Below are 19,656 nucleotides of genomic sequence, written 5' to 3'. Positions count from 1 at the left end.
CCCCAGGGCGCATGCGCCCTTTTGTGTGCACTAAGGCAGTGGCGTAGCCACGGCTGGCGCCGGAAAATGCTCCCTTAAAACACCTTGCAGGGTGTATCTGTCATGATAAAATGGGTACCAGGTTAGGACATCAAAACAGGTAGGAGATTTTCATGACAAGCAGCGCAAAACCAGCCGAGCTGGTTGTTCTTCGTATTCCGGTCGCAGCGGCAAAGGAGCTGCTGCAAGCCACCGAGTTCGTTTCATGGGAGAACGACGACTTCAAAACCGGCGTCAGGGCTTTGGAGGATGGACTTGTAGCCCCTTCCTCAGAGGTTGAGGCATTTCTGTTGTGCGGCCGTTACCTGCAGGCCTCAGGCTATGGCAAAACCCAGCTATACGAGCTGCTACGAAACTCCCTCCCCCCGTCGAAACATGAGCTGGCGGCCCAGGAGCGCACCATTCGCGATATGAAGATCCTTCGGGACCTGTTGCGTGGTGAGCCGATCAAGGTGCTGGCAGATCGGTACCAGTTGCCAAGCCTTGCCAAGAGTGATGCTGTTGCCATGGGCCTGAGGCGCCTGAGACAGGAGCGCGACTTCAAATTCACCATTGAAGAGCATCAAGCATTACGTAAGCAGTGCGAAGGCTCTGAGGGCATTACCCGCCGCGTGCTGGCCGAGCTAGAAAGTGCGTTGGCTGAGCAGGAAAGCCCCAGTGAGCTGCCTGAGAAGATCGTACTGGATGTTGTGATCGATTCCCTGGTGGATGACAGCGAGCATCACGAAGACGATCTGGACGTTCCCGATGTGGTACCCGTTTCGGTTGACGCCTCAACGCCTGAGCATCTGCTGGCGGATGCTGCGCTGGATGTTCTGCACGCCACGGTTGCCATCAAATGTCTGGACGACTTTGAGATCACCGTCATGCGCAACGGCGTGCCGCTGGCAACGAGCGACAAGCACGAGGCCTACTCTCTCGCGAATGCCGGTGATGTGGTTGAGCGTGCCGAAACCGTCAAGAGAAACCCATTGGCCGAGAAATTCCTCGACGTTTTTCAGGAAGCAGACGCGATCGAGATCAACGGATTCTTTGTCCGATACTACGACGAGACCATTCACAGCGGCTCTGGCGCACCAGATGAAACAGTCATAGAGCTGTCCGTTGAGACAGAACACGGCATGCTCGAACTGAATGTTACTGAGCAGGATCTTGACGAAATCGACATCGACGATGAGGGCAATACCTGGCGCGTAGCGGGCTGCAACGTGGAGTTCCACAGCGTTTCCCAGATTTCCACCAATCCGGTAGTGGAGGCCTGAGCCATGATCGACTCTATCGTGAATCGCGGCATTGAGGACCAATTCGGGTTGCACGTCCAGTTGAACGCCCCCGAGTTCTTCGAGCGAGAAGACTTTATCCGGTATATCGAGACCCAGACCGTCTTTTCGTGGCACCAGGCGGGCAGCTGCCCTACGGAATGGTCCGACGTAGCCGTTCTCGTGGAACCCAACCTCCAAGGCGAAGGCGACTGCTCAGATATGCCTGAGGATCTCTGGGACACCATTCTCGGCGCCCTGAGAGCGAAATTCGGGGAAGACGGCGAAGGCATCCCCCACTTTGCCAGAAACCGACACATCGTGGTCCGCCTTACCAACATGGAAGCGGTTGAACCCGAGGACACGGAATACCAGGATGAAATCGTCGATAACGAGGTTTACACCGTGGAGCATAACGGAGACCACTACCAGTCAGTGTTCCCTTCGGAGCTGGCGGATTACTCCGCACCGCACCGGACTTATGCTGATGCCGCAAGACATCTGGTGATGGTCAGAGATCTCTTTCCCAGTCATGCACGCTGGGGCTTTGCTGAGCCAAAAGCCATTGCTGAGGCTTTGTGGGAAACTCTCGGAGAGGTACCGGTTCATCACGACGGAACTCTGGATGATGAATGCCTGGCAGAAGACTGGCTGATCTTCACGGCCGGTACCCATCGTGAAGAAGTCTGGCATTGGTTTGAGGAGTACTTCGATATGTCTGTTGCCGACGATCTGATGAACGCCTAATTCTCATTTGAAGCCCTTGCCCAAGGAGGAACGTGCCGCTTAATCCTCGCGAAATCACCACCACATCCTAAAGCCTGCGTACGTTCTGCAGGCTTTTTTTGTGCCTGGCGTTCCGCCAGCTGGGCGCGGGGCGCCCTTTTGTGTGCACTGAGGCCGGTTGGCTACGCCACGGCTGCGCCGAGGAAAACATCGCTAAATACACCTTGCTCGGTGTACTCTGTCTGGTAGAATGGTTACAGGTTAGGCAAATGCACAGGCAGGAGAACATGATGGCTCAACCCAACACCCGATTCGGATTGAAGATTACCCGCTGCCCAGACGCCATGCGTTGGTATTCATCCCACATTGGCGAGACGTTTCCACTGCTGGCTGATCTCGGGGACGAATTCAAAAGTCGTGAACCGGAAGGCTACGTCAACTTCATCCAGAAGTCTGACTGCGAGGTGGTCGAACTGGCTGCACCCGCGAACTAGCACCAAGCAGAACCTCCGCATCGCCCGCTTTGTCGCGGGCTTTTTTGTGGCTGGCGGCCCGCCAGCCCTGGGCCTGCGGCCCTTCAATGTGCACTGAAGCCTTCGGCTGTGCCTGGCGTTCCGCCAGCCGGGGCGCGTCGCGCCCTTTTGTGTGCACTGAGGCCGGTTGGCTACGCCACGGCTGCGCCGCGGTTAATTAGCCTCAAATACACCTTGCATGGTGTACGCATTCTGGTACAATGGTTTTCAGGTTAGGCAATCACGCAGGAGAGTTCCCATGATTTTGACATTCCGTAAGTTTGTGAAGGCGAAGTACGACGCCCGCCCAAAGCTGAAGACCTACTACGGGTCGTTTGAGACCTATTTTCAGCACTACTTCCGGAACCATCGCTATGCCGAGTGGTTGGAGACCCTGCGCGATTCTGAGCCCTCACTGGGCTTTGTGAACAGCATCGCCCGGAACTACATCCAGCTCAGTGGTGTCCAGCCCCGGGAAATCTCCCAAATCCTGGCGGGCATTTCGCGCCAGTACAATGTCGAGATCCCGGCCGTCGAGGGCATCCTGACCCCAGAATACTGGGAAGAGAAGGCAGCCCAGATGCACTTGACCCCCAACGACATTCAGAAGGTGGCCTGATGAGCTATAGCGACGCCGAGATCCGGGCTTTCAAAAAAATCGCTGCCGGTGATACCGGCAGCGGCCGGAAGGTCAGCGACATTTTCAAACAAATGCGTGAGGGGGACAGGGCCGATCTGCAACACAAGGTGCGCGTTGGCCGCCTCACCCAATCACAAGCTGAAGCTATCTTCGGAGGACCGCTATGAGGCTCCTGATTGCCCTTCTGGGAGCCCTGCTCTTTTCCCAGGCCCAGGCATTCGATGTGCAGGGCTCCGGTTACATCTACCGGGCCGTGGACGGTGACACCTACTGGGTCTCCGGTATCGAGCCCCAGGTTTACCGACAGCTCTATAGCCAGTCACGCGATTCCGACCACTTCAACGACCGGTACCGGAGTGTGAAGATGCGCCTTGGCGCGGTGGATACAGCCGAGTCTGTCCATACCAATGAGGCCCGCAATACCCTCAGGGGCAAGTCGATAAGCGCTCACATGAAGCGCCTGACGGAAGACCAGCAGGTCACCTTCCGATGTTGGGATGTGGGTAAGTATGGACGCCCGATCTGCTCTGTATCTGCGGCCAACATTGGGGATATCGGCATGTACCTGATCCAGAACGGCTTTTCTGAGTATGTCACGAACTGGGGCCGGCACCCCTACATGGACGCCCAGTACCGCCGGGCTGGCGGCGGTTAGACCGCCAGTAAACAGCTCTGTCGCTGTATCTCTTTAATCCTTTTCCGGGGAAATAATTCACCGATACACCTTGCAAGGTGTATTTATTCTGGTAGAATGGTTTCCAGGTTAGGGCAATTTGAAGAGGCAGAGAGACATGGGCATTTACAAAGAGATCGCAGTTAAGCAACTGTTCGACATCACCAACATCAAGCGCATCTTTGAGAGCCATCTGGATCGCGAGACCCTGGAGAGCTACCGCCTCCCGATCTCCAACCCCAGCGCCCAGGTTATCGTGGGCCTTTCTGGGGGTGCTGACTCCTCCGTGCTGGCACTGTTCGCCGCGGCGTACCTGGCGCCCCACTACAAGAACCTGACATTCCTTTTCACCGACACCGGTGCTGAGCCGGATAGCTGCTACACCGCCCTCGATCAGATCGAGGAAATGACCGGCATCGCGGTTACCCGCCTGCAGCCGGAGAACGACCTGTTCGGCCTGATCGACAAGTACAACGGCTTCCTGCCGTCTGGCCGGGCCCGGTACTGCACCCGCCAGCTCAAGATCGACCCGCTGACCCAATATATGGCCACCATCCCGGCGGACAACGGTTACGTGTCGCTGGCGGGCATCCGGTACGACGAGGCCGACCGGGACGGCATCAGCTTCCAGTACAGCATGGAGACGGACGCCAAGGCCGCGTTCCCTTTCATTGACCTGAAAATCACCAAGGCGATGGTATTCGACATTCTGGACCGCACCATCGGCATCCCTGAGACCTACAAGTACCGCTCACGCAGCGGCTGCTACAACTGCTTCTTCCAGCGCGTAGCGGAGTCTGTGGGCATGCTGGTGAACGATCCGGACAACTTCGAAATCACCGAGCGCCTGGAGAAGCTGACAGCCGAGGACGAGAAGCGCTGGGACAATATCCCCGTGACTCTGACCGAAGCGGGTTTCCCGGCGGCATACCCGGTGCCGGCGTTCATCGATATCCGCAAGGACGAGAAGGTACCCAAGAAGGCCCCTGAGCGGGTTAAGACACGCAAGGATGACCAGACCGAAGACCTGTTTGGCTTCGAGCCTGAGACCGACGAGCTGGCGTATGACGAGCTGTTCGTGGCGTTCGCCCTCTACACCGACTCTCGCATTGCCCAGTTCACCGGCCGGGAGTTCACCCCAGGCACCTACTGGCAGGAGCTGATCACCCTCAGCCCTTCCCTGACTGGCATCAAGTCCGCCGTGGGCAACCACTACAAGTTCAAGGCCACCACACCCATGCCCCACTACGATCTGGCTGACATGAAGATTGTCATTACCCAGATCCGGTTCCCCAAGGGCACCATCGACACCGGGAAGCCGGCGGCTGAGTCCTTCACCTGGAAGAGCGAGACGGCCTATAAGCAGCTGCGCAACCTCGTTAAACACTGCCAGGCAGTCCTGCAGGAAGCTGACCTGAAACGCCGCTACGAGGACGCTCTGGCCGTTCTGGAGAGCAACCCGGCAGACGAGCGCACCGCCATGGACGCCGCTGAGCAGGTGGACGTACTGGCTGCCATGATCGCCCGACTGCCCAAGGTAACCGGGGAGCTGGCATGGGAAGGCCTCTACACGCCGAGCAAGGACGTCTCTGAGCAGGTCCAAATGCAATTGGACGGGGTTAGCGTCCAGACCGAGCGCAAGGCCGCCAGAGAGGGCCTGGAGCACGACGAAGTGCCCATGGCCTGCCTCGCCTGCTCAATCTGAGCGGGCGCAGCCCGGCAGGCTTCGGCCTGCCCCTCCGCTTCGCGGATTTCTTGTGCACTGAGGCCGGTTGGCTACGCCACGGCTGGCGCCGCTGGAATTAAGATATATACACCTTGCGTGGTGTTTAATGCCTGGTAAAATAGGTTTAAGGTTAGGCAAACAACAGAGGCAGAGGCATCATGAGCACCCCAGAACGCACCGCTATTTTCATCGATCCCGTTAACCGTACCGTCACCGAAGTTCCGTACGACGGCACCCTTGAACGATTCACTGAATTGACTGGCGCTGACAGGATTGAGGCGACCCCAGTTATAAACGCTGGGCCAGGGGGGCGACTCGATGAAGAGGGCTTTTACATCGAAGGAGAAAATCTGTTTGAAGGCTATCGATATGACGATTCGATTCTTTTCGATGGTGATGCTTTGTTTACGCACTTCTGTTTCTTTCGTTTTCCCCTATATCCGGGGCTGGTTGCAGGACCAGTTCTGATCGCAGGCGTAGACGAGAATGGCAAGAGTTGTGCTCCAGGAATCACTGCAGAACAAATTCAGAAACACATCAAATGGCTCGGGATGAGCCGGACTTGAGGCCTGCGATAGCTGGCGCTGTATCAACACAAGACCACAAGGACCGATGATGAGGACACTGAGAGATCTTTTCCGACACTACCAGATCGCCAACGAGCGGGTTGATCAGGAGATAATGCGGCTTCGATATGAAGGGGTGGATGAAGGCTTTGAAGCATATCTGGCCAAGTGCCTGCCAGAGTCCGAGTATCCGTGCGACTGGGTTACGATGCTGGCGAAGCCGATCGGGGAGCAAATCAAACAGGCTGGCGGGTTCCAGCGTGTGGAAGTGCTCGGCCCCATGGGCATAGGAGCTCGGGTCAGTTTTCATTGCTACAAGAACGCGGGCGATTCGATTCAAGACATCCAGGTGATGACTGTGGAGCCATGCCTGACTGATCTCTCGGACTCTCCGCTTCGTGTTGTAGACTACTCGACTAACACAGGTCGTTATGCGCCCGGGACTACCGGTGATGTTAACGGACTGAACCACCCGTGCCGGCCGATCGATCCCCGAACGGCCGGTGACGGCTGGCTGCAATATCTGAGCTGAAATAAGCCGTTGCATCAGAGCCCGCCTAGCGGGCTTTTTTTGTGTCTGGCGCTCCGCCAGCCGGGGCGCGGGGCGCCCTTTCGTGTGCACTGAGGCCGGTTGGCTACGCCACGGCTGCCGCCGTGAAATCCTGACTATATACACCTTGCAAGGTGTCTTAGATTTGCTATAATTCTCTACAGGTTAGGCAAACAAACACAGGCAGGAGAACACCATGATTAACTCAACCCCGATCCCTTTCTTCACTGATGACATCGCCATCGTTGCTCACACCACTTCCAGCGACATGAGCGACGCCATTGGCAAACCGATGACAATCCGCGAGTTTGGCGAGCGCGTTAACGGCCCGGTTTACCTGGGTACCACCGATAACGGCGAGCTGTACGCAGCTGCCGGCCGTTACCCGAACATCCAGTTCCTCCACGGCCCGGAAAACATTCAGGCCGCCGCTTAATTCCAGTTTTGGCTGGCAGTCTTTCCGCTAACGGGCTGCCAGCCCTTTTCGACTTCCGAGGTATCGATATGAGTGCCCAACTTAAACTGACAGACATCTTCTCTGCAGACGACAAGTGCGAGTTCCATGGCGCAGCCGCCCTCCCCTTGCCGAGCAGCTTCAATCCGGGATCAATCTATGTGCGCGTTCACATCCGGATCCACACCCCCAGCTATCGCATTGTCAGCAACAGTCACCCCCAGTTCCCGGACGACGAAAGCAATGACGCCTTCTATGAACAGATGGGCGCCCTGCTGAGTGCAGAACGTATGATTGTCGACGGAACCTACGCCAGGACTTTTGGCGAAGTGCCGGAGCGACTCCACATTCATCCTGACGACCTGAACGGCGTGGTTTCCCTTGACCGCCTGGCACGGATCGTTGAAGCAATTAAAGCCGGGAAAAGCAGTGCAAGCAGCCTGCGTTGGATCGACATTTATGCCATTTGTGAGGAGCTGGATGATGACGAGAAACTGAACCGGCTGACCTACTACCGTGAGGAGCTTGCCGAGGCCCTGCTCCACTTTGCTTACACAGGTAAACGAAAGACCTACCGAGACATAACAGGACATGGACTCTTGTACGAGTATGGTGCTCTTCGCACGGGCTTCCCTGGTCTGCAGTTTGTGGAGCATTACTCAACTGGCATGGGCGGATGCCCTGTTTCACGCCAGTTCGAGAAAGACCTGATCGATGACCTGATCAATCAGGGCCTTCTTCACGAGCGATTCAAAGACGGACGTCAATGGCACCGTGCCAGCCTGAAGACCGAGCTGAACCAGATTCGCAAAGGAGACCGAACGTCTCTATGGTCAGCAGCCATGCGGGTCGCGACACCTAAGAAGAATCCATGGGAGTGACAATGCCTCATATCGTTAGCCAGCAAGGACGCTGGGTTAATGTCTTTATCAAAGTCGATGACGCCACAACGCACCATTTTCTGGTGCGTGAAGCCCGTTTTGACGATGACATGATCACGCTGAAATTCATCCAGGATGAATCAGACGACGATCCGGTTTTTCGAAGCTACTTCCGTGAAAGTTACATCGGACATGGATACCGGATCATTCCGGAAGAGTCCGATGAGCTGGAAGAGGCGACGAAAATTTAGATTATGGACGCCGAATCTGCGCCCGCCCTTCCCAGTGTCAGGAGAGACTGAAAATGCCGTTATTGATCCGTGAAGATCTCGAATGGTCCGATGATGAGGATGAGAGCCGGGAATACCGCCGATTAGCTCGCAACTGGAATGCGATTCACCGGGCAATCCTGAGCCAGTCCTACCCGTGCTTCACTACGGATATCGACAAAGGATTTTTCTTCATTTTCGAAGATGAGCTGCTGTTTTGCGCCGGCTACCCCTTCGACGATTCAAGCAGGGAGCCGCATTGGGACCTGTCTTGCCCGCTGTACAACTTCGACGGCCAGGGCGCCGAAGATCTAGCAGACCTTTCGGAAAAAATGGAGAGCTGGCTGGAAAAGCCCTCTTTTGTACCGCTGCCGGAGGGTTTCGATCTAGCCTCTATCCCAGACATTCCCAGTCGCAAGGGTTTTGAACAAAAAAACCGCCGCATTCTACGAATCGATTCTGTGAATGATTCGGTAGTCAAGGCGATTTGCCTTTAGCACTGTTTATTTATACAGTATCGGTATGCCAATTTTCCGATCCGACAGACTCCGAATTCATGCCGACAGTTCGGCCCAGCGCGAAGCGTTGGGCGATACTCTGGTACTGTATCGTCGGTTGGTTCGGGATCTGATGACGGTGGCGTTCACGCATTGGCCAGCAGTTGGCCCTGCCAAAGGTAACGAGGCGGTCGCCGTGATCGAGGGGCTCATTCATCCCACCTCAAAGCGTCCATGCGTTAGGTACCGGTACTTCCAGAACCGGTATTACAAGTTCCCATCCTATTTGCGGCGTGTCGCCATCATGGATGCCGTGGGGCAAGTAAGATCTTTCATGAGTCGTTACAACGACTGGCTCGATGGCCAGCGTCGGACCACGCATTCGCGACCCCCAACGTTGACCGCCAGCACCAACACCTTTCCAAGCCTGTACGGCGGCCAGTGCATCAAGCTCAACGAGGCCGCCACGCAGGCCTTTATCAAAGTCCGATATCGCAACGACTGGATCTGGATGAGTTTCCGGTTGTCCGGGAAACTTCGTTATCGCGGTCGCGGGACCGCCAAATCGCCCTTGCTAACCTTCAATGGGAAACAGTGGGGCTTGTCCCTGCCGGAGCAGTTCACACCGGCAACACTGACCAGTACTCCAAAGCGTGTGCTGTCGGTAGACGTAGGCATCAACACAGCCGCTACCTGGGCGGTGGTCGATGATCAAGGCACTGTCCACGCCAGAGGCTTCCTCCGGCGCAGTGATAAAGACCGTGAGCATCGACTGATCCAGCGTATCCGCTGCAAGGCAAGGAAGCACACCCGCCACGGCACCCACCTTCCTGCCGGGTTTTGTGCCAGAGACCACCAGCGCCTGAAACATCTGGCGGACAACCAGGCCCATCAGATCAGCCGAAGGCTGATCAATCTGGCGCTGGAGCATGAGTGTCAGGCGGTGATTGCGGAAAACCTGAAACACTGGCGTCCAAAGGCCGGGCGCAAGCGCTCACCGATGAAGGCGAAGTTTCACCGCTGGTTTCACCGGATGCTGATCACCCGACTTCAAAGCAAGGCACAGGAAATCGGGTTACGCACAACCCTGGTCTATGCCCGAGGCACCAGCGCCCAGGCGTTCGATGGTTCAGGCACTGTTAAACGGGATGCGAACAACTACAGCCTGTGTACCTTTGCCTCCGGCAAGCGATACCACGCAGACCTCAATGCGGCCTACAACATTGCGGCCCGTGGGCTTGTTTATTTTCAGGGCAGGAAGCGTAAGCCTTCTGCCCGTGAGGGCCAGCCTAAGTCTGGCCCCACACCGGGAACCCCGGTGACGCTCTCCACACTTTGGCTAAACACTAAAGCTGCGTGAGAGTGATCAGAATCCGCGACTCGATTCTTCGAATGAATCGCGGAGGGTTCAAAAGCAATCGATGTTTTACCTGGTCGAGGCGGATAAAATCTGATCGGCTGGAGGGTTCGTTCCCGGAGGCGATTGCCTCCGGGATACAGCATGTCAAAAGGAAGTGCTGACACCGAATGACAAAGCGTCAAAGTCGGCGCCGTCTTTGCTGTAGAAGGAAATATACTCGGCATTCAGCTTCACAGCTTCAGTGACTGCGAAGTCCGCACCCAGGCCATAAGATACGTCGTTGCCGCTATCGGTCTCAGAACCAAAGCCTTCGACAGAAACAGTCGCTTCCACCCTCGTAAAACCGCCAACCACGTAAGGATACAGTTGATCCGTTACTGGATAGCCTGCGCGAAGATAACCACCCAGTAGATTGTCGAGCTCGAAGTCTACCGGAATGCCTGACACATTCACTCGATCATCATTGAAGCCGAGGCCTGCACGCGCTTCCACCGACAGGTACTCATTCAGGAAACCGCCAAACCGCACGTAACCGGCCGTTACAGAAGCGTCTTCACCAATACCGTCCTCACTGTATTCAACCAATGCCAGGTTACCGCCTAAATAGGCTTCCTGAGCGTTAGCAGTGGTTGCAACTGAAGCCATTGCAGACGCCAGGGCAACAGCCGCGAAAAACGATTTTTTTCCCTTGAACATACAGATCCTTACTATGTTGCTGGATTAGTCAGTGTGGGAAATTTAGAATATTATTTATTCATAATATTCAGTTTACCCATTGTTATTGAGCATAAATTTTCAAGTTCATGCCCAATTTCTAAATTATCATACGAACACAATTTTTTTGTCACATTACTGAAAGTTTAAATCCTCGCGCCCGCTCAGCTTCCCCAAACCTCGATCAGATTCAGTTTCGACGAACATAATCGCCCAGGGGCGCAAGCGCCCTTTTGTGTGCACTGAGGCCGGTTGGCTACGCCACGGCTGTCGCCGTGATGCTCCCTCTATATACACCTTGCATGGTGTACGGTCGATGGTAAAATGGTTTCCAGGTTAGGACATATAGAGGCATATCAAATGACCGGCACTTCCAATCGGATACAGCACTTCGACCGAGCACTGAAAACAGTGGCAGCCCATTTCTCTCGCTATGGCCGCAAGGCGGCCGTGGCACCGGTCACCCGGACTCTTGAGTGTGCGTTTGAGACGGATTCCCAGTTTTCAGATGCACTGGCGGCCTCACTCATGCTGAAGGCCCAGAAATCGCCTGCCCTTAAAGCTGGGCTTGAGGCGTGGAAGGTTTGGGAATCCACGGTCTGGCTCGACGGAGCCCAAGTGCATGAGGGGCGCTCCCTCTCTGAAATTCGCGCCAGCCTGATACCCGCAGGAGAGTCAGCATGAGCATTAACCCCGACAACTTACCCACGCAGGACCTCGAATATCTGAGAGCTGCGGCTGAAGATCTGGACAACGACAATGCGATCCGCACGGATACTGGCATCCTTGTCCTGATTTCCGAAGACTCCGAGAGCAACCTCTGGATTCATGGAAGCCAACCTTTGGCTGCCCTGGCAGAGCGGGCTCAGGCCGGCGGTGAAAACTCGTTCTTTGTTCAGAGCAGCGACATCACTCATGGTCGGCCTTTCAAAATACCGGCGACAGCGGCCTATACCAATCGCGGCAAGACATCCGGCTCCGAGCACCCCCAGGAACTGACAATCACCCAGTACCCGATTCTTGAGCGGCCCGGCGCTATCCATGCCTACGGCGTTACCGGCGGCACTTTCCAGCGCATCCGCACAGAGCTGGACGTCTTCAAGCGTGATGACGTCGATGACGAAGTGATCCTTGATGTAAACGGCTGGGACGAAGAACAACTTGCCCCGCTCTGGGACATCCTGAAACGAGAGATTGATGAGCTGCCCACCCACTTTCTCTTTTACGTTAGCCATTGAGGTACACCCCATGACCGCACCCAAAGTAACCATTGAAACTTCCACCATGACCGTGGAAAAAGCCCTGATGAATCAGGTTCGCGACATGCTGGCGGCGGTGGCCTCCGGGAACACCCCCTTCCCTACGGAAGTCAGCGCCCTCCGGAAATCGGTAAACGATGCTCTGGACAAGGTAAACGCACAGCACCTGATGCAGGGCCGGTACCGCTGCACCCACTGTTTCCATGAGTGGACCGTCGAAGACGACCTCAACGACGCCAAGGACTGTCCAGAGTGCAACACCCCGGCGATTGAGCCCTACTTCAGCGGGAACCCCTACGACTTCAACGCGGTACCAACGTACGCGCTGGCGGAGCATGAACGCCGGTACCCGGACCCCGCTGCCTATGGCACCTACACCTTCGAGGTTCACCGGACTGCCGTTCGCTGCCGCGAGATTCAGGTTGAGAACGAAATTGGCCCGGCCTCCGCACAAATCCATGCCATGGCCCTGGCCCCGGATCAGGTATTCAGCAGTGACATTGAGGCGGAATACCACGTAGAGGGCCATGAATTTGAGCCGGCGGTAACCGCGGAGAAGTCTGAGGGGGACACGGATGCTGTTTAAGTGCCTCCTCAAGATCCGGGGCACCAGTAACGGGGAAGCCCTGGCCGTGGATGAAGTCGAAGCCGACACCCGGCCCAGGGCCCGCGAAATCATGATCGAGCGGCATTGGGACGAACGCCTGACCATGACCTCAAGGCCCCATGTCGTGATTCTGGGGAGCCGAAAGGTTCCGGTATCGGCCGAAACATGAGTATTGAGCAGGCGGTCAAAGTCGCCACCTCCACGGTCACGTTTTATCACGGCGCGGCTGCTGGCGGTTTCACTGGCTGGCAGCCTGACCGGGGACGCAGTGACGAAGCAGACATGCTGTTCCTGTCCCGATCCCCCAACGTGGCCAGACGGTATGGCCGAGTGTTCAGCCTGGCATATCCCGCAGACGGGCTCCCGGCAATTTCTGTCGATGACTGGTTCAGCGGTGCATGCCCGGAGAGCAGCTTTTTGATCCTCGGCGACGGCGGGTATGACTTCCCGGTCGATACCCTGGTACTTCGCGAGGATCCCCACGCTGATTTCGTGCCGGTTGCAGATCTGGAAAGCCTCGATGACGGTCTGGCCTTTACCCACGATCCGTTATCACCCGACGACCGGCAATTTGAGGCCTACATCGCCGAGCACTACGCCGGCAACGTCGAGGCCTTCACAGCCGATACCCAGTACAACGCAGTAACTCAATGAGTTTGGAGACATTATGAAAAGCATCAAAATGGTCATGACCTGCAATTCCGGGCCCCTGGTACAGAACCCGATCGCCGTCGTTCTCAGTGTGAGCGAGGCGGACATAGACCGTATTGCCAAGGTCATTGCCCTGTCTACAGACAATGACCTTTCCGAGGCTCGATTCACCAAACCGGATGCCCAGTATTACGGCGGTGATTTCTCAGCCACCACCCCTGAAATTGTGGTCTCGGATGAACAAGTGTGGATTTCCGCCCTGTTTCACGAATTCGATGCAGAGGTACCTATCAACACGCCGGCGATCACCTTTCAGGAACTGAACTTCGCGTTTAACCAGTCCCAGGCCGGGGATATCTGGTTCCCCGGTACCGGAGATGACGTCCTGCTCGAGTCAGTGCTTGAAAACGCTGAGGACTGGGAGCTGTCCAAAAACCCGATCGGGTACCAAGTCTCGAATCCGGATACCGGCGAGCACTGGGATGACCGGCCGTCGTACGAGGTGATCCCCTACGCTATCGCCTTGGGCGAACTGGCGGATGCCCGCAAGGAGAGTCCGAAATGGGAACTCTGGACCATCCTCCCGGACACCATCGAAGAACCCACTCTGGCCCTCATGTAGAGGGCTGGAACCGGTTTCACCTTTAACGTTTTCGACAGGAGCACCCATGCCCAAGGTTAGCCAGAACACCCCGCCCCTATCCGTTGGCGATCGCGTCAGTGTTCCCGGCCTGAATGCCAGCGGCCGAATCCTGATGCAGGACCCGGATCCAGCATGTCACCCGAATGGATCCAATGAGCCCGTCTGGTACCTGAAGTTTTCCGATGGCACCGAGGGCGGCGGCTGGCGGGAATCGGAGCTGATGCGCCAGCCCTGAAACATCCTCTCACCTACTAACGACTAAGCAGGCCCTCCGAGGCCTGTTTTTTTGTGCCTGGCGTTCCGCCAGCCGGGGCGCGGGGCGCCCTTTCGTGTGCACTTAGGCCGGTTGGCTACGCCACGGCTGTCGCCGTGCATTTCAAGCTTATACACCTTGCATGGTGTACGCCGAATGGTAAAATGGTCTCAGGTTAGGACATTTACAGGGGGCAGCATGTCACAGAGACATACCAAAGAATTATTGGAGCGCCGGGCCATCAGGCTTGAAGAGAAGATTGAACGCTTGCGGGAATCCGACGCGGACGGCAACCACTGGGAAATCCAGAGCTGTTACGAGGAAGCTGGTCGACTCAGAGAGTGGGCCGAGCACGGATGCCTTATCGGCAATCCAACCAGCACTTGGCGTCCATAACGATGGGCGCCGCGAACCGGAAACTTGCCATGGAACCCGAGGCACCCGAATCCGCAGAGGAAGCGATCCGCGAAGCGTTCAGCTCAATCAAGGGCTATCAACTCAAGACGTGGGTACCGCTGAGCGTCACCTTCCGAAATAACACAGTCCACTTCTTGGCCTGCCAGAAACGGCAGAAAGCGTTTACCGAACCGGCCGCTGCCATTCATCTGGTCACGATCACGACCGGCCGACTCAAGCCCGTGCTTCCGGTGACCCACAACAGCCATACCTTCAGGCTGACCGGGAAGAACGAGCTGAAAGAAACCGGCCTTGTCAGCAAGGCCACCCCAGAATTGTTATCCAAGTGGGCTAAAGCCGGCTTACCACTTGCCGCCCTGCCGCACTCAGGACAGAAGGATTCAGAAAAATGACTAGCAACGCCCAGTTCAAGGTGACCAAGACCATCACTCTCAACATCTGCTGGAACACCACCGACCAGACCCCTGAGCGCCACATTGAGGCGCTGGAAGAAACCGGCATGGATCGGGCCCACGAAATGATGCTTCAGGGCTATCGCGAAGGCGAGCTATTCGACAACATCACTATGCCCGGAGACCCGGAAGGTGGCGTTGACTACCGTGGCTGGTGGACCAGCGAAGCGCATATTGAGCGCCAGCAGCCGAGCGAAAACCAATACGCCAAAGATGTTACTGAAGGCATTTTGCGCATTGATCATTTTGCCGAGGTCACGGCCGAGTTCATCGACCAAGCCGCCGAGGACAATCTATCTGTCATTCAGGCCGTTCAAAGCTGGTTTGCAGACTTCGCTTTCGACTGCTCTACCCTCAAACCCCTGACCGGATCAGTTGAGAAGTTCGGTATCAGCTTCGTGCACCTTGTTCGCCCCTATATCGCCATCAGCAAAGAATCCTATCAGCAGCTACTGGGGGTGGAATCGACCGACCTGTTTCTGACACCCTCCGGCGTTGTTGTTACCTACGGTGATGCCGACAATGGGTATGCTCTGATGCCGATTAACGAGGAAACGGCCAGCCTGGTCCTGAAACACCACATGGAAGCTGGAGGCTCCCAATGAGATACATGATTAACCTGAACTCCGTGGAGCATGAAGCCGACTCTCTGGATGAAGCCCTGACAAAGCTTGCGGACTTCACAGACTTCAATCGCCAGGACGTTGCACAGGACATTCTCTACAACGGCTCTGCCAGCGTTATTGCCGGCCCAGATACTGCCCTGGTCGTGGATAGGAAGTACAAAGAGGTAAAACAGGCTCGGGACGTCGCCCGCAGGATGTATGGAAGAGACGGAGAAGTCGAATTCGCTGATGACCTCCCCGTGGCCTTTGCAGATGATGGGTACCGGGTAATGTGCTGGGTCTGGGTCGATGCCGCCGACGCCGGGTGCGACGATCTGGACGAGGATGCCGACGAGGACAACATAGAACTCGCCTACATCTCAGCCGCCAGTCACATTGACGTGGAATTCGACGAGCACTCCGTGGCCTCCCTCGGGGATGACCCCGGTGCGTACGTGTCCGGCTGGGTTGAAGTGAGCTTCGGTGCCGTTGAAGATCAGACTTCCATAACCTAATATACACCTTGCACGGTGTTTTCTCTGTGGTACAATGGTTGTCAGGTTAGGCAATTAAGCGCAGGAGAACACCCATGACGAAACAAGATTTGCTCAAGGCACAGCGCCTATCACGGGCTATCCTTCTGGATATCCTCTCGAACGATAAGCTCAAGAAGATCGACAACTTCAGTGAGCTTCACGATCATGTCGATGCCAATTGTCTGGGCGGCGTCGGCCAGTCCTGGCACTGGTTGCACGATGAGGAGAACGAACTGGAAATCCTTAACGAGGCCCAGAATATGGTGAACCGGGCGCTGGGGGTGATCAACGCCAAGATCCCAGCCGACAGCAACAACGCAGAAGGACAATGAGATGAGCACCGACGACATTACAGCAATCGGGAAACGCCACGGCCTTGAGTTTGATTCGGTGGCCTCCGGTGGTCGCTACCAGCTGCTGATGCTCGCCCCAGGTGGCGACGAAAAGCCGGTGTTCGTTCTGGAGAATCCAGAGAACGGCGAAGGCCCCTCAGAACCGAATGCCCGGATCGGGATTATCTGTTACCCGAATATGGACCGGTGGACTGACTGCGTTGAGGCTGTATTCCCCAACGCTGAAGCCGCGCTGAAGCAGCTCGCCAACGCTGATTTCCGGACAGCCCTTATCTGGGAAGTAGCCGGCCTGCTCAACCCCGGGCCCACCATGGAAGCCACCCTTGAGGCTATCGCCCGGTCAGACGAGGCCCAGCGGGCGATCAAGAAGCAGGATTTCACCTTTGCCGAGATGGCCAATGAGATTCTGGAAAATTCCGGGGCTGAGATTGCCCTTATCCCACACCCCGGAACCCAGCCTTAACTTCGCTTACCAATCAGAAACCGCACTCAGTGCGGTTTTTTTGTGCCTGGCGTTCCGCCAGCCAGGGGCGCAAGCGCCCTTATGTGTGCACTAAGGCCAGTGGCTACGCCACGGCTGGCGCCGTGAAAAATCCGCAAATACACCTTGCAAGGTGTCTCTGTTTTGCTATAATTCTCTACAGGTTAGGCAGAAAAACAGGCAGGACAGAACATGAGCGTTATCATCTACTCCCGAGTTGGCGAAAACAACGGCACCCGCAGAATCTGGATGGAGGGCTTCCACCTCCGCCACGGCGGTATTGAGCCGGGCGTCACTCTGCACATCCGCAAGCACGAAAAGAGCAACGTCTTCCAGTTGCACCCGAAGCCGGGTAGCGACTCCCTCGGCACCGTGCGCGTTTCCCGCCGGACCCTGAAGGACGGCCGCACCAAGCCGCTGATCGAAATCAAAGACCCGACCGTTCTGGACGCCCTGCCGGGCCAGATGAAGCTCCGCATTGGCGTATTCAAGGGCAAGATCACCATCCGGGCGCATGTTGACGAAGAGCGTATCAAAGCCCGCGAGAAGGACTTTCTCGAAACCCTGATGAAGGGCGAGCCCCTGAAATTGGGGTCACTTTTTCACGGTGGGGGGATGCTCGACTACGCCCTTCACAGTGGCCTTGAGCGTGTGGGCATCTCCAGCTACACCAAGCTGGCGGTTGAGTGGGATCCGCGCTACATCGGCAGCAGCTACGCCAACAACCCCCAGTTCTTCCGGGAAGATTCCATCATTATCAATGGCCCGATTCAGGACTCTGTGCTTCCTGCAGACCTGAGCCTGCACATCTTGACCGGTGGCGTTCCCTGCGTAGGCGCTTCCAAGAGCGGCATTTCCAAGAACGGCCTTACCCATCCTGAAGAGCACGATCAGGCCGGCTCCATGTTTTACTACTTCCTCCGGTACATCGAAGCGATGAACCCGGCGGTGATCACGCTTGAGAACGTGGTCGAGTACGCTTCCAGTGCGAGCATGGCGATTATCCGCTCTGTTCTGAACCAGTGGGGCTACACCCTTCGTGAGACTGTCCTGAACGGCAACGATCTGGGCGCCTTTGAAAATCGGGACCGTCTGGCCATGATCGCCACATCCAAGGGTCTGGACGCTATGAACCTGTTCCCGGAAGTGCGCAGCGTTGCCAAGAAGCCGGACACGCTTGCGGACATTGTTGAAGAATTCAGCGCCGATGACGAAATCTGGAAGGACTACGATTATCTCCGCGTGAAGGCAGACCGCGATAAAGCCGCTGGCAAAGGCTTTGCAATGCAGGAGCTGGACCTTACTGCTGAAAAGGTCGGAACGATCGGACGCGGCTATGCCAAGGTCCGGAGCACCGAGCCGCGCATCAAGCACCCGACTGACGAGAAGCTGACCCGGCTGCTTACTCTGACCGAACACTGTGCGGTGAAGGGTGCCCCGGCCTCCCTCATCGCCGGCAACTCCAACACCGTTGGCCACGAGATCCTTGGACAGGGCGTGATCATCCCAGCCTTCGAAGCAGTCTTTGTCGAGCTTGGCATTGAGATGCTGACTCAGATCGGCCTGACCGTTGGCACCATGGCTGCAAATGATGAGTGGTTCGACAGCGACATCCTCTACCTGACTGCCGAGCAGCAGGAAATGCCGCAGGCCGCAGCCATTGATCTGGACCGGTACCCGCATGTAATCCACTTCGCCGACGACAGCATTGCGCTGATCGGCGGCTACCGCCCCGCACTGGCCAACGCCGCCTGACTCCCGTCACAGGGAATACCTGGAATTCCCTGTGACCCCTGAATGCCTGCCAACCTTTGCCCGCTATGCGGGCTTTTTTTGTGTCTGGCGTTCCGCCAGCCGGGGCGCGGGGCGCCCTTTCGTGTGCACTAAGGCCGGTTGGCTACGCCACGGCTGCGCCGCGGAGAAATTGCCCTATATACACCTTGCATGGTGTATTGCTTCTGGTAAAATGGTTTTCAGGTTAGGCAAATACACAGCAGGAGAATCCAATGAGAGATGTTACCGACACTCTACGCGCAATCGGTTACCAAGGGCCGGGCCCGGTCATGGTTGAAGGCGGTTACGTGGTATCGCCAGTTCGGCAGTTCTGGCCGAGCTTTTATCACAACGTCAAAGTTGACCATCTGATGGCAAACATTGAACCGGGGCGTACCGTCCGTTACGACGATCCGTCATTGAGGAGCAATGGCTCTGCAGAAGTCCTGAGCGTTAACGGTAAGTATGCCAAGGTTCGCTGGCTGCACTCTGGCATTACTTCCACCGAGCACATCCCCAGTCTTGAGCTGGTCGAAACTCAGGAGGTTGCCGCATGAAATCGCTGAAACAAAGAATCCAGGAACAAGGCATCGAATCCTGCATGCTGGACGACTTGGTGCACGAGCAAGCTTCACGGCGAGCCAGTGCGATCAATAACGACGGCATGTCCGCCCAGCTTGAGTACCTGGATCAGTGTGGCCTCTCAGACGAGGAGATTGCTGCAGAACTCGATATCAGCCTGGCCTAACGGCCGGCTGAT

General features: G+C 56.4%; 31 protein-coding genes. 30 read left to right on the top strand and 1 reads right to left on the bottom strand.

The features are described from left to right. Nucleotides 1-152: 152 nt before the first annotated feature. The 14 genes from ACESMK_RS09670 to ACESMK_RS09605 all read left to right on the top strand — a co-directional run bounded on the left by ACESMK_RS09670 (nt 153) and on the right by ACESMK_RS09605 (nt 10,152). A complete protein-coding gene (locus tag ACESMK_RS09670) occupies nt 153-1,301 on the top strand; it encodes a hypothetical protein (protein WP_372997662.1) in 1,149 nt (382 codons plus the stop codon). A 3-nt stretch (nt 1,302-1,304) separates the two neighbouring features. Further along, nucleotides 1,305-2,045 (top strand): hypothetical protein, encoded by a 741-nt coding sequence (locus ACESMK_RS09665; RefSeq protein WP_372997660.1) that lies wholly within the window; start codon nt 1,305-1,307, stop codon nt 2,043-2,045. A gap of 269 nt (nt 2,046-2,314) precedes the next feature. Beyond that, a complete protein-coding gene (locus ACESMK_RS09660) occupies nt 2,315-2,518 on the top strand; it encodes a hypothetical protein (RefSeq protein ID WP_372997658.1) in 204 nt (67 codons plus the stop codon). 277 nt (nt 2,519-2,795) lie between these two features. After that, on the top strand, nt 2,796-3,155 hold the full coding sequence (locus tag ACESMK_RS09655) for a hypothetical protein (protein ID WP_372997656.1): 360 nt from the start codon (nt 2,796-2,798) through the stop codon (nt 3,153-3,155). Further along, a complete protein-coding gene (locus tag ACESMK_RS09650) occupies nt 3,155-3,343 on the top strand; it encodes a hypothetical protein (RefSeq protein WP_372997654.1) in 189 nt (62 codons plus the stop codon). Before ACESMK_RS09655 ends, ACESMK_RS09650 begins: the two co-directional genes overlap by 1 nt. Further along, nucleotides 3,340-3,831 (top strand): thermonuclease family protein, encoded by a 492-nt coding sequence (locus tag ACESMK_RS09645; RefSeq protein WP_372997652.1) that lies wholly within the window; start codon nt 3,340-3,342, stop codon nt 3,829-3,831. Before ACESMK_RS09650 ends, ACESMK_RS09645 begins: the two co-directional genes overlap by 4 nt. A 136-nt stretch (nt 3,832-3,967) precedes the next feature. Further along, a complete protein-coding gene (locus tag ACESMK_RS09640; RefSeq protein WP_372997650.1) occupies nt 3,968-5,554 on the top strand; it encodes a phosphoadenosine phosphosulfate reductase family protein in 1,587 nt (528 codons plus the stop codon). A gap of 179 nt (nt 5,555-5,733) precedes the next feature. Further along, nucleotides 5,734-6,141: a hypothetical protein gene (locus ACESMK_RS09635; RefSeq protein ID WP_372997648.1), complete on the top strand. Its 408-nt coding sequence runs from the start codon at nt 5,734-5,736 to the stop codon at nt 6,139-6,141. 49 nt (nt 6,142-6,190) lie between these two features. Beyond that, on the top strand, nt 6,191-6,673 hold the full coding sequence (locus tag ACESMK_RS09630) for a hypothetical protein (RefSeq protein WP_372997646.1): 483 nt from the start codon (nt 6,191-6,193) through the stop codon (nt 6,671-6,673). Between the two features lie 214 nt (nt 6,674-6,887). Next, entirely contained in the window at nt 6,888-7,127 is a 240-nt protein-coding gene (locus tag ACESMK_RS09625) for a hypothetical protein (protein WP_372997644.1), read from the top strand. Between the two features lie 68 nt (nt 7,128-7,195). Further along, nucleotides 7,196-8,026, top strand: coding sequence for a hypothetical protein (locus ACESMK_RS09620; RefSeq protein WP_372997642.1), 831 nt, complete (start codon nt 7,196-7,198; stop codon nt 8,024-8,026). Nucleotides 8,027-8,028: 2 nt separating this feature from the next. Continuing rightward, nucleotides 8,029-8,277, top strand: coding sequence for a hypothetical protein (locus ACESMK_RS09615; protein ID WP_372997640.1), 249 nt, complete (start codon nt 8,029-8,031; stop codon nt 8,275-8,277). A gap of 53 nt (nt 8,278-8,330) precedes the next feature. Beyond that, nucleotides 8,331-8,792: a hypothetical protein gene (locus ACESMK_RS09610; RefSeq protein WP_372997638.1), complete on the top strand. Its 462-nt coding sequence runs from the start codon at nt 8,331-8,333 to the stop codon at nt 8,790-8,792. A 25-nt stretch (nt 8,793-8,817) separates the two neighbouring features. After that, nucleotides 8,818-10,152, top strand: coding sequence for an IS200/IS605 family accessory protein TnpB-related protein (locus ACESMK_RS09605; protein WP_372997636.1), 1,335 nt, complete (start codon nt 8,818-8,820; stop codon nt 10,150-10,152). A gap of 144 nt (nt 10,153-10,296) precedes the next feature. Here ACESMK_RS09605 and ACESMK_RS09600 read toward each other — a convergent pair whose 3' ends face one another. Then, nucleotides 10,297-10,848 carry a porin family protein gene (locus ACESMK_RS09600; RefSeq protein ID WP_372997634.1) on the bottom strand — a complete coding sequence of 184 codons (552 nt, stop codon included), beginning with the start codon at nt 10,846-10,848 and terminating at the stop codon, nt 10,297-10,299. A 378-nt stretch (nt 10,849-11,226) separates the two neighbouring features. Between ACESMK_RS09600 and ACESMK_RS09595 the strand changes: the two genes are divergently transcribed. From ACESMK_RS09595 to ACESMK_RS09520, 16 genes are all read left to right on the top strand, one after another. Further along, nucleotides 11,227-11,550 carry a hypothetical protein gene (locus ACESMK_RS09595; protein WP_372997632.1) on the top strand — a complete coding sequence of 108 codons (324 nt, stop codon included), beginning with the start codon at nt 11,227-11,229 and terminating at the stop codon, nt 11,548-11,550. Continuing rightward, nucleotides 11,547-12,104, top strand: a complete 558-nt coding sequence (locus ACESMK_RS09590; protein ID WP_372997630.1) for a hypothetical protein — start codon at nt 11,547-11,549, stop codon at nt 12,102-12,104. The genes ACESMK_RS09595 and ACESMK_RS09590 overlap by 4 nt, the downstream gene beginning before the upstream one ends. A 10-nt stretch (nt 12,105-12,114) precedes the next feature. Continuing rightward, nucleotides 12,115-12,711: a hypothetical protein gene (locus ACESMK_RS09585; RefSeq protein WP_372997628.1), complete on the top strand. Its 597-nt coding sequence runs from the start codon at nt 12,115-12,117 to the stop codon at nt 12,709-12,711. After that, nucleotides 12,701-12,901 (top strand): hypothetical protein, encoded by a 201-nt coding sequence (locus tag ACESMK_RS09580; RefSeq protein ID WP_372997626.1) that lies wholly within the window; start codon nt 12,701-12,703, stop codon nt 12,899-12,901. Before ACESMK_RS09585 ends, ACESMK_RS09580 begins: the two co-directional genes overlap by 11 nt. Continuing rightward, nucleotides 12,898-13,386 carry a hypothetical protein gene (locus ACESMK_RS09575; RefSeq protein WP_372997624.1) on the top strand — a complete coding sequence of 163 codons (489 nt, stop codon included), beginning with the start codon at nt 12,898-12,900 and terminating at the stop codon, nt 13,384-13,386. Before ACESMK_RS09580 ends, ACESMK_RS09575 begins: the two co-directional genes overlap by 4 nt. A gap of 13 nt (nt 13,387-13,399) precedes the next feature. Next, entirely contained in the window at nt 13,400-14,005 is a 606-nt protein-coding gene (locus tag ACESMK_RS09570) for a hypothetical protein (RefSeq protein ID WP_372997622.1), read from the top strand. A gap of 46 nt (nt 14,006-14,051) precedes the next feature. Then, a complete protein-coding gene (locus ACESMK_RS09565; protein ID WP_372997620.1) occupies nt 14,052-14,261 on the top strand; it encodes a hypothetical protein in 210 nt (69 codons plus the stop codon). Between the two features lie 216 nt (nt 14,262-14,477). After that, on the top strand, nt 14,478-14,675 hold the full coding sequence (locus ACESMK_RS09560) for a hypothetical protein (protein WP_372997619.1): 198 nt from the start codon (nt 14,478-14,480) through the stop codon (nt 14,673-14,675). 29 nt (nt 14,676-14,704) lie between these two features. Next, nucleotides 14,705-15,088, top strand: a complete 384-nt coding sequence (locus ACESMK_RS09555) for a hypothetical protein (RefSeq protein WP_372997617.1) — start codon at nt 14,705-14,707, stop codon at nt 15,086-15,088. Next, the gene (locus ACESMK_RS09550; protein WP_372997615.1) at nt 15,085-15,753 is read left to right on the top strand and encodes a hypothetical protein; all 669 of its coding nucleotides are present in this window, start codon (nt 15,085-15,087) and stop codon (nt 15,751-15,753) included. The genes ACESMK_RS09555 and ACESMK_RS09550 overlap by 4 nt, the downstream gene beginning before the upstream one ends. Beyond that, entirely contained in the window at nt 15,750-16,268 is a 519-nt protein-coding gene (locus ACESMK_RS09545; RefSeq protein WP_372997613.1) for a hypothetical protein, read from the top strand. Before ACESMK_RS09550 ends, ACESMK_RS09545 begins: the two co-directional genes overlap by 4 nt. A 74-nt stretch (nt 16,269-16,342) precedes the next feature. Then, on the top strand, nt 16,343-16,621 hold the full coding sequence (locus ACESMK_RS09540) for a hypothetical protein (RefSeq protein WP_372997611.1): 279 nt from the start codon (nt 16,343-16,345) through the stop codon (nt 16,619-16,621). Nucleotide 16,622: 1 nt separating this feature from the next. Next, nucleotides 16,623-17,105: a hypothetical protein gene (locus tag ACESMK_RS09535; RefSeq protein ID WP_372997609.1), complete on the top strand. Its 483-nt coding sequence runs from the start codon at nt 16,623-16,625 to the stop codon at nt 17,103-17,105. Between the two features lie 210 nt (nt 17,106-17,315). Continuing rightward, nucleotides 17,316-18,878: a DNA cytosine methyltransferase gene (locus ACESMK_RS09530; RefSeq protein WP_372997607.1), complete on the top strand. Its 1,563-nt coding sequence runs from the start codon at nt 17,316-17,318 to the stop codon at nt 18,876-18,878. 251 nt (nt 18,879-19,129) lie between these two features. Then, a complete protein-coding gene (locus ACESMK_RS09525) occupies nt 19,130-19,453 on the top strand; it encodes a hypothetical protein (RefSeq protein ID WP_372997605.1) in 324 nt (107 codons plus the stop codon). Then, nucleotides 19,450-19,644 (top strand): hypothetical protein, encoded by a 195-nt coding sequence (locus tag ACESMK_RS09520; RefSeq protein ID WP_372997603.1) that lies wholly within the window; start codon nt 19,450-19,452, stop codon nt 19,642-19,644. The genes ACESMK_RS09525 and ACESMK_RS09520 overlap by 4 nt, the downstream gene beginning before the upstream one ends. Nucleotides 19,645-19,656: the final 12 nt, after the last annotated feature.

This window comes from Marinobacter sp. (assembly GCF_041687235.1).
Lineage (GTDB): Bacteria > Pseudomonadota > Gammaproteobacteria > Pseudomonadales > Oleiphilaceae > Marinobacter.
This window is presented reverse-complemented; position numbering and strand designations above follow the sequence as displayed.

Excerpts from the sequence above, each read along its gene's own strand:
- ACESMK_RS09670 (WP_372997662.1), top strand. The coding sequence starts at position 153 with ATGACAAGCAGCGCAAAACCAGCCGAGCTGGTTGTTCTTCGTATTCCG.
- ACESMK_RS09665 (WP_372997660.1), top strand. The coding sequence starts at position 1,305 with ATGATCGACTCTATCGTGAATCGCGGCATTGAGGACCAATTCGGGTTG.
- ACESMK_RS09660 (WP_372997658.1), top strand. The coding sequence starts at position 2,315 with ATGGCTCAACCCAACACCCGATTCGGATTGAAGATTACCCGCTGCCCA.
- ACESMK_RS09655 (WP_372997656.1), top strand. The coding sequence starts at position 2,796 with ATGATTTTGACATTCCGTAAGTTTGTGAAGGCGAAGTACGACGCCCGC.
- ACESMK_RS09650 (WP_372997654.1), top strand. The coding sequence starts at position 3,155 with ATGAGCTATAGCGACGCCGAGATCCGGGCTTTCAAAAAAATCGCTGCC.
- ACESMK_RS09645 (WP_372997652.1), top strand. The coding sequence starts at position 3,340 with ATGAGGCTCCTGATTGCCCTTCTGGGAGCCCTGCTCTTTTCCCAGGCC.
- ACESMK_RS09640 (WP_372997650.1), top strand. The coding sequence starts at position 3,968 with ATGGGCATTTACAAAGAGATCGCAGTTAAGCAACTGTTCGACATCACC.
- ACESMK_RS09635 (WP_372997648.1), top strand. The coding sequence starts at position 5,734 with ATGAGCACCCCAGAACGCACCGCTATTTTCATCGATCCCGTTAACCGT.
- ACESMK_RS09630 (WP_372997646.1), top strand. The coding sequence starts at position 6,191 with ATGAGGACACTGAGAGATCTTTTCCGACACTACCAGATCGCCAACGAG.
- ACESMK_RS09625 (WP_372997644.1), top strand. The coding sequence starts at position 6,888 with ATGATTAACTCAACCCCGATCCCTTTCTTCACTGATGACATCGCCATC.
- ACESMK_RS09620 (WP_372997642.1), top strand. The coding sequence starts at position 7,196 with ATGAGTGCCCAACTTAAACTGACAGACATCTTCTCTGCAGACGACAAG.
- ACESMK_RS09615 (WP_372997640.1), top strand. The coding sequence starts at position 8,029 with ATGCCTCATATCGTTAGCCAGCAAGGACGCTGGGTTAATGTCTTTATC.
- ACESMK_RS09610 (WP_372997638.1), top strand. The coding sequence starts at position 8,331 with ATGCCGTTATTGATCCGTGAAGATCTCGAATGGTCCGATGATGAGGAT.
- ACESMK_RS09605 (WP_372997636.1), top strand. The coding sequence starts at position 8,818 with ATGCCAATTTTCCGATCCGACAGACTCCGAATTCATGCCGACAGTTCG.
- ACESMK_RS09600 (WP_372997634.1), bottom strand. The coding sequence starts at position 10,848 with ATGTTCAAGGGAAAAAAATCGTTTTTCGCGGCTGTTGCCCTGGCGTCT.
- ACESMK_RS09595 (WP_372997632.1), top strand. The coding sequence starts at position 11,227 with ATGACCGGCACTTCCAATCGGATACAGCACTTCGACCGAGCACTGAAA.
- ACESMK_RS09590 (WP_372997630.1), top strand. The coding sequence starts at position 11,547 with ATGAGCATTAACCCCGACAACTTACCCACGCAGGACCTCGAATATCTG.
- ACESMK_RS09585 (WP_372997628.1), top strand. The coding sequence starts at position 12,115 with ATGACCGCACCCAAAGTAACCATTGAAACTTCCACCATGACCGTGGAA.
- ACESMK_RS09580 (WP_372997626.1), top strand. The coding sequence starts at position 12,701 with ATGCTGTTTAAGTGCCTCCTCAAGATCCGGGGCACCAGTAACGGGGAA.
- ACESMK_RS09575 (WP_372997624.1), top strand. The coding sequence starts at position 12,898 with ATGAGTATTGAGCAGGCGGTCAAAGTCGCCACCTCCACGGTCACGTTT.
- ACESMK_RS09570 (WP_372997622.1), top strand. The coding sequence starts at position 13,400 with ATGAAAAGCATCAAAATGGTCATGACCTGCAATTCCGGGCCCCTGGTA.
- ACESMK_RS09565 (WP_372997620.1), top strand. The coding sequence starts at position 14,052 with ATGCCCAAGGTTAGCCAGAACACCCCGCCCCTATCCGTTGGCGATCGC.
- ACESMK_RS09560 (WP_372997619.1), top strand. The coding sequence starts at position 14,478 with ATGTCACAGAGACATACCAAAGAATTATTGGAGCGCCGGGCCATCAGG.
- ACESMK_RS09555 (WP_372997617.1), top strand. The coding sequence starts at position 14,705 with ATGGAACCCGAGGCACCCGAATCCGCAGAGGAAGCGATCCGCGAAGCG.
- ACESMK_RS09550 (WP_372997615.1), top strand. The coding sequence starts at position 15,085 with ATGACTAGCAACGCCCAGTTCAAGGTGACCAAGACCATCACTCTCAAC.
- ACESMK_RS09545 (WP_372997613.1), top strand. The coding sequence starts at position 15,750 with ATGAGATACATGATTAACCTGAACTCCGTGGAGCATGAAGCCGACTCT.
- ACESMK_RS09540 (WP_372997611.1), top strand. The coding sequence starts at position 16,343 with ATGACGAAACAAGATTTGCTCAAGGCACAGCGCCTATCACGGGCTATC.
- ACESMK_RS09535 (WP_372997609.1), top strand. The coding sequence starts at position 16,623 with ATGAGCACCGACGACATTACAGCAATCGGGAAACGCCACGGCCTTGAG.
- ACESMK_RS09530 (WP_372997607.1), top strand. The coding sequence starts at position 17,316 with ATGAGCGTTATCATCTACTCCCGAGTTGGCGAAAACAACGGCACCCGC.
- ACESMK_RS09525 (WP_372997605.1), top strand. The coding sequence starts at position 19,130 with ATGAGAGATGTTACCGACACTCTACGCGCAATCGGTTACCAAGGGCCG.
- ACESMK_RS09520 (WP_372997603.1), top strand. The coding sequence starts at position 19,450 with ATGAAATCGCTGAAACAAAGAATCCAGGAACAAGGCATCGAATCCTGC.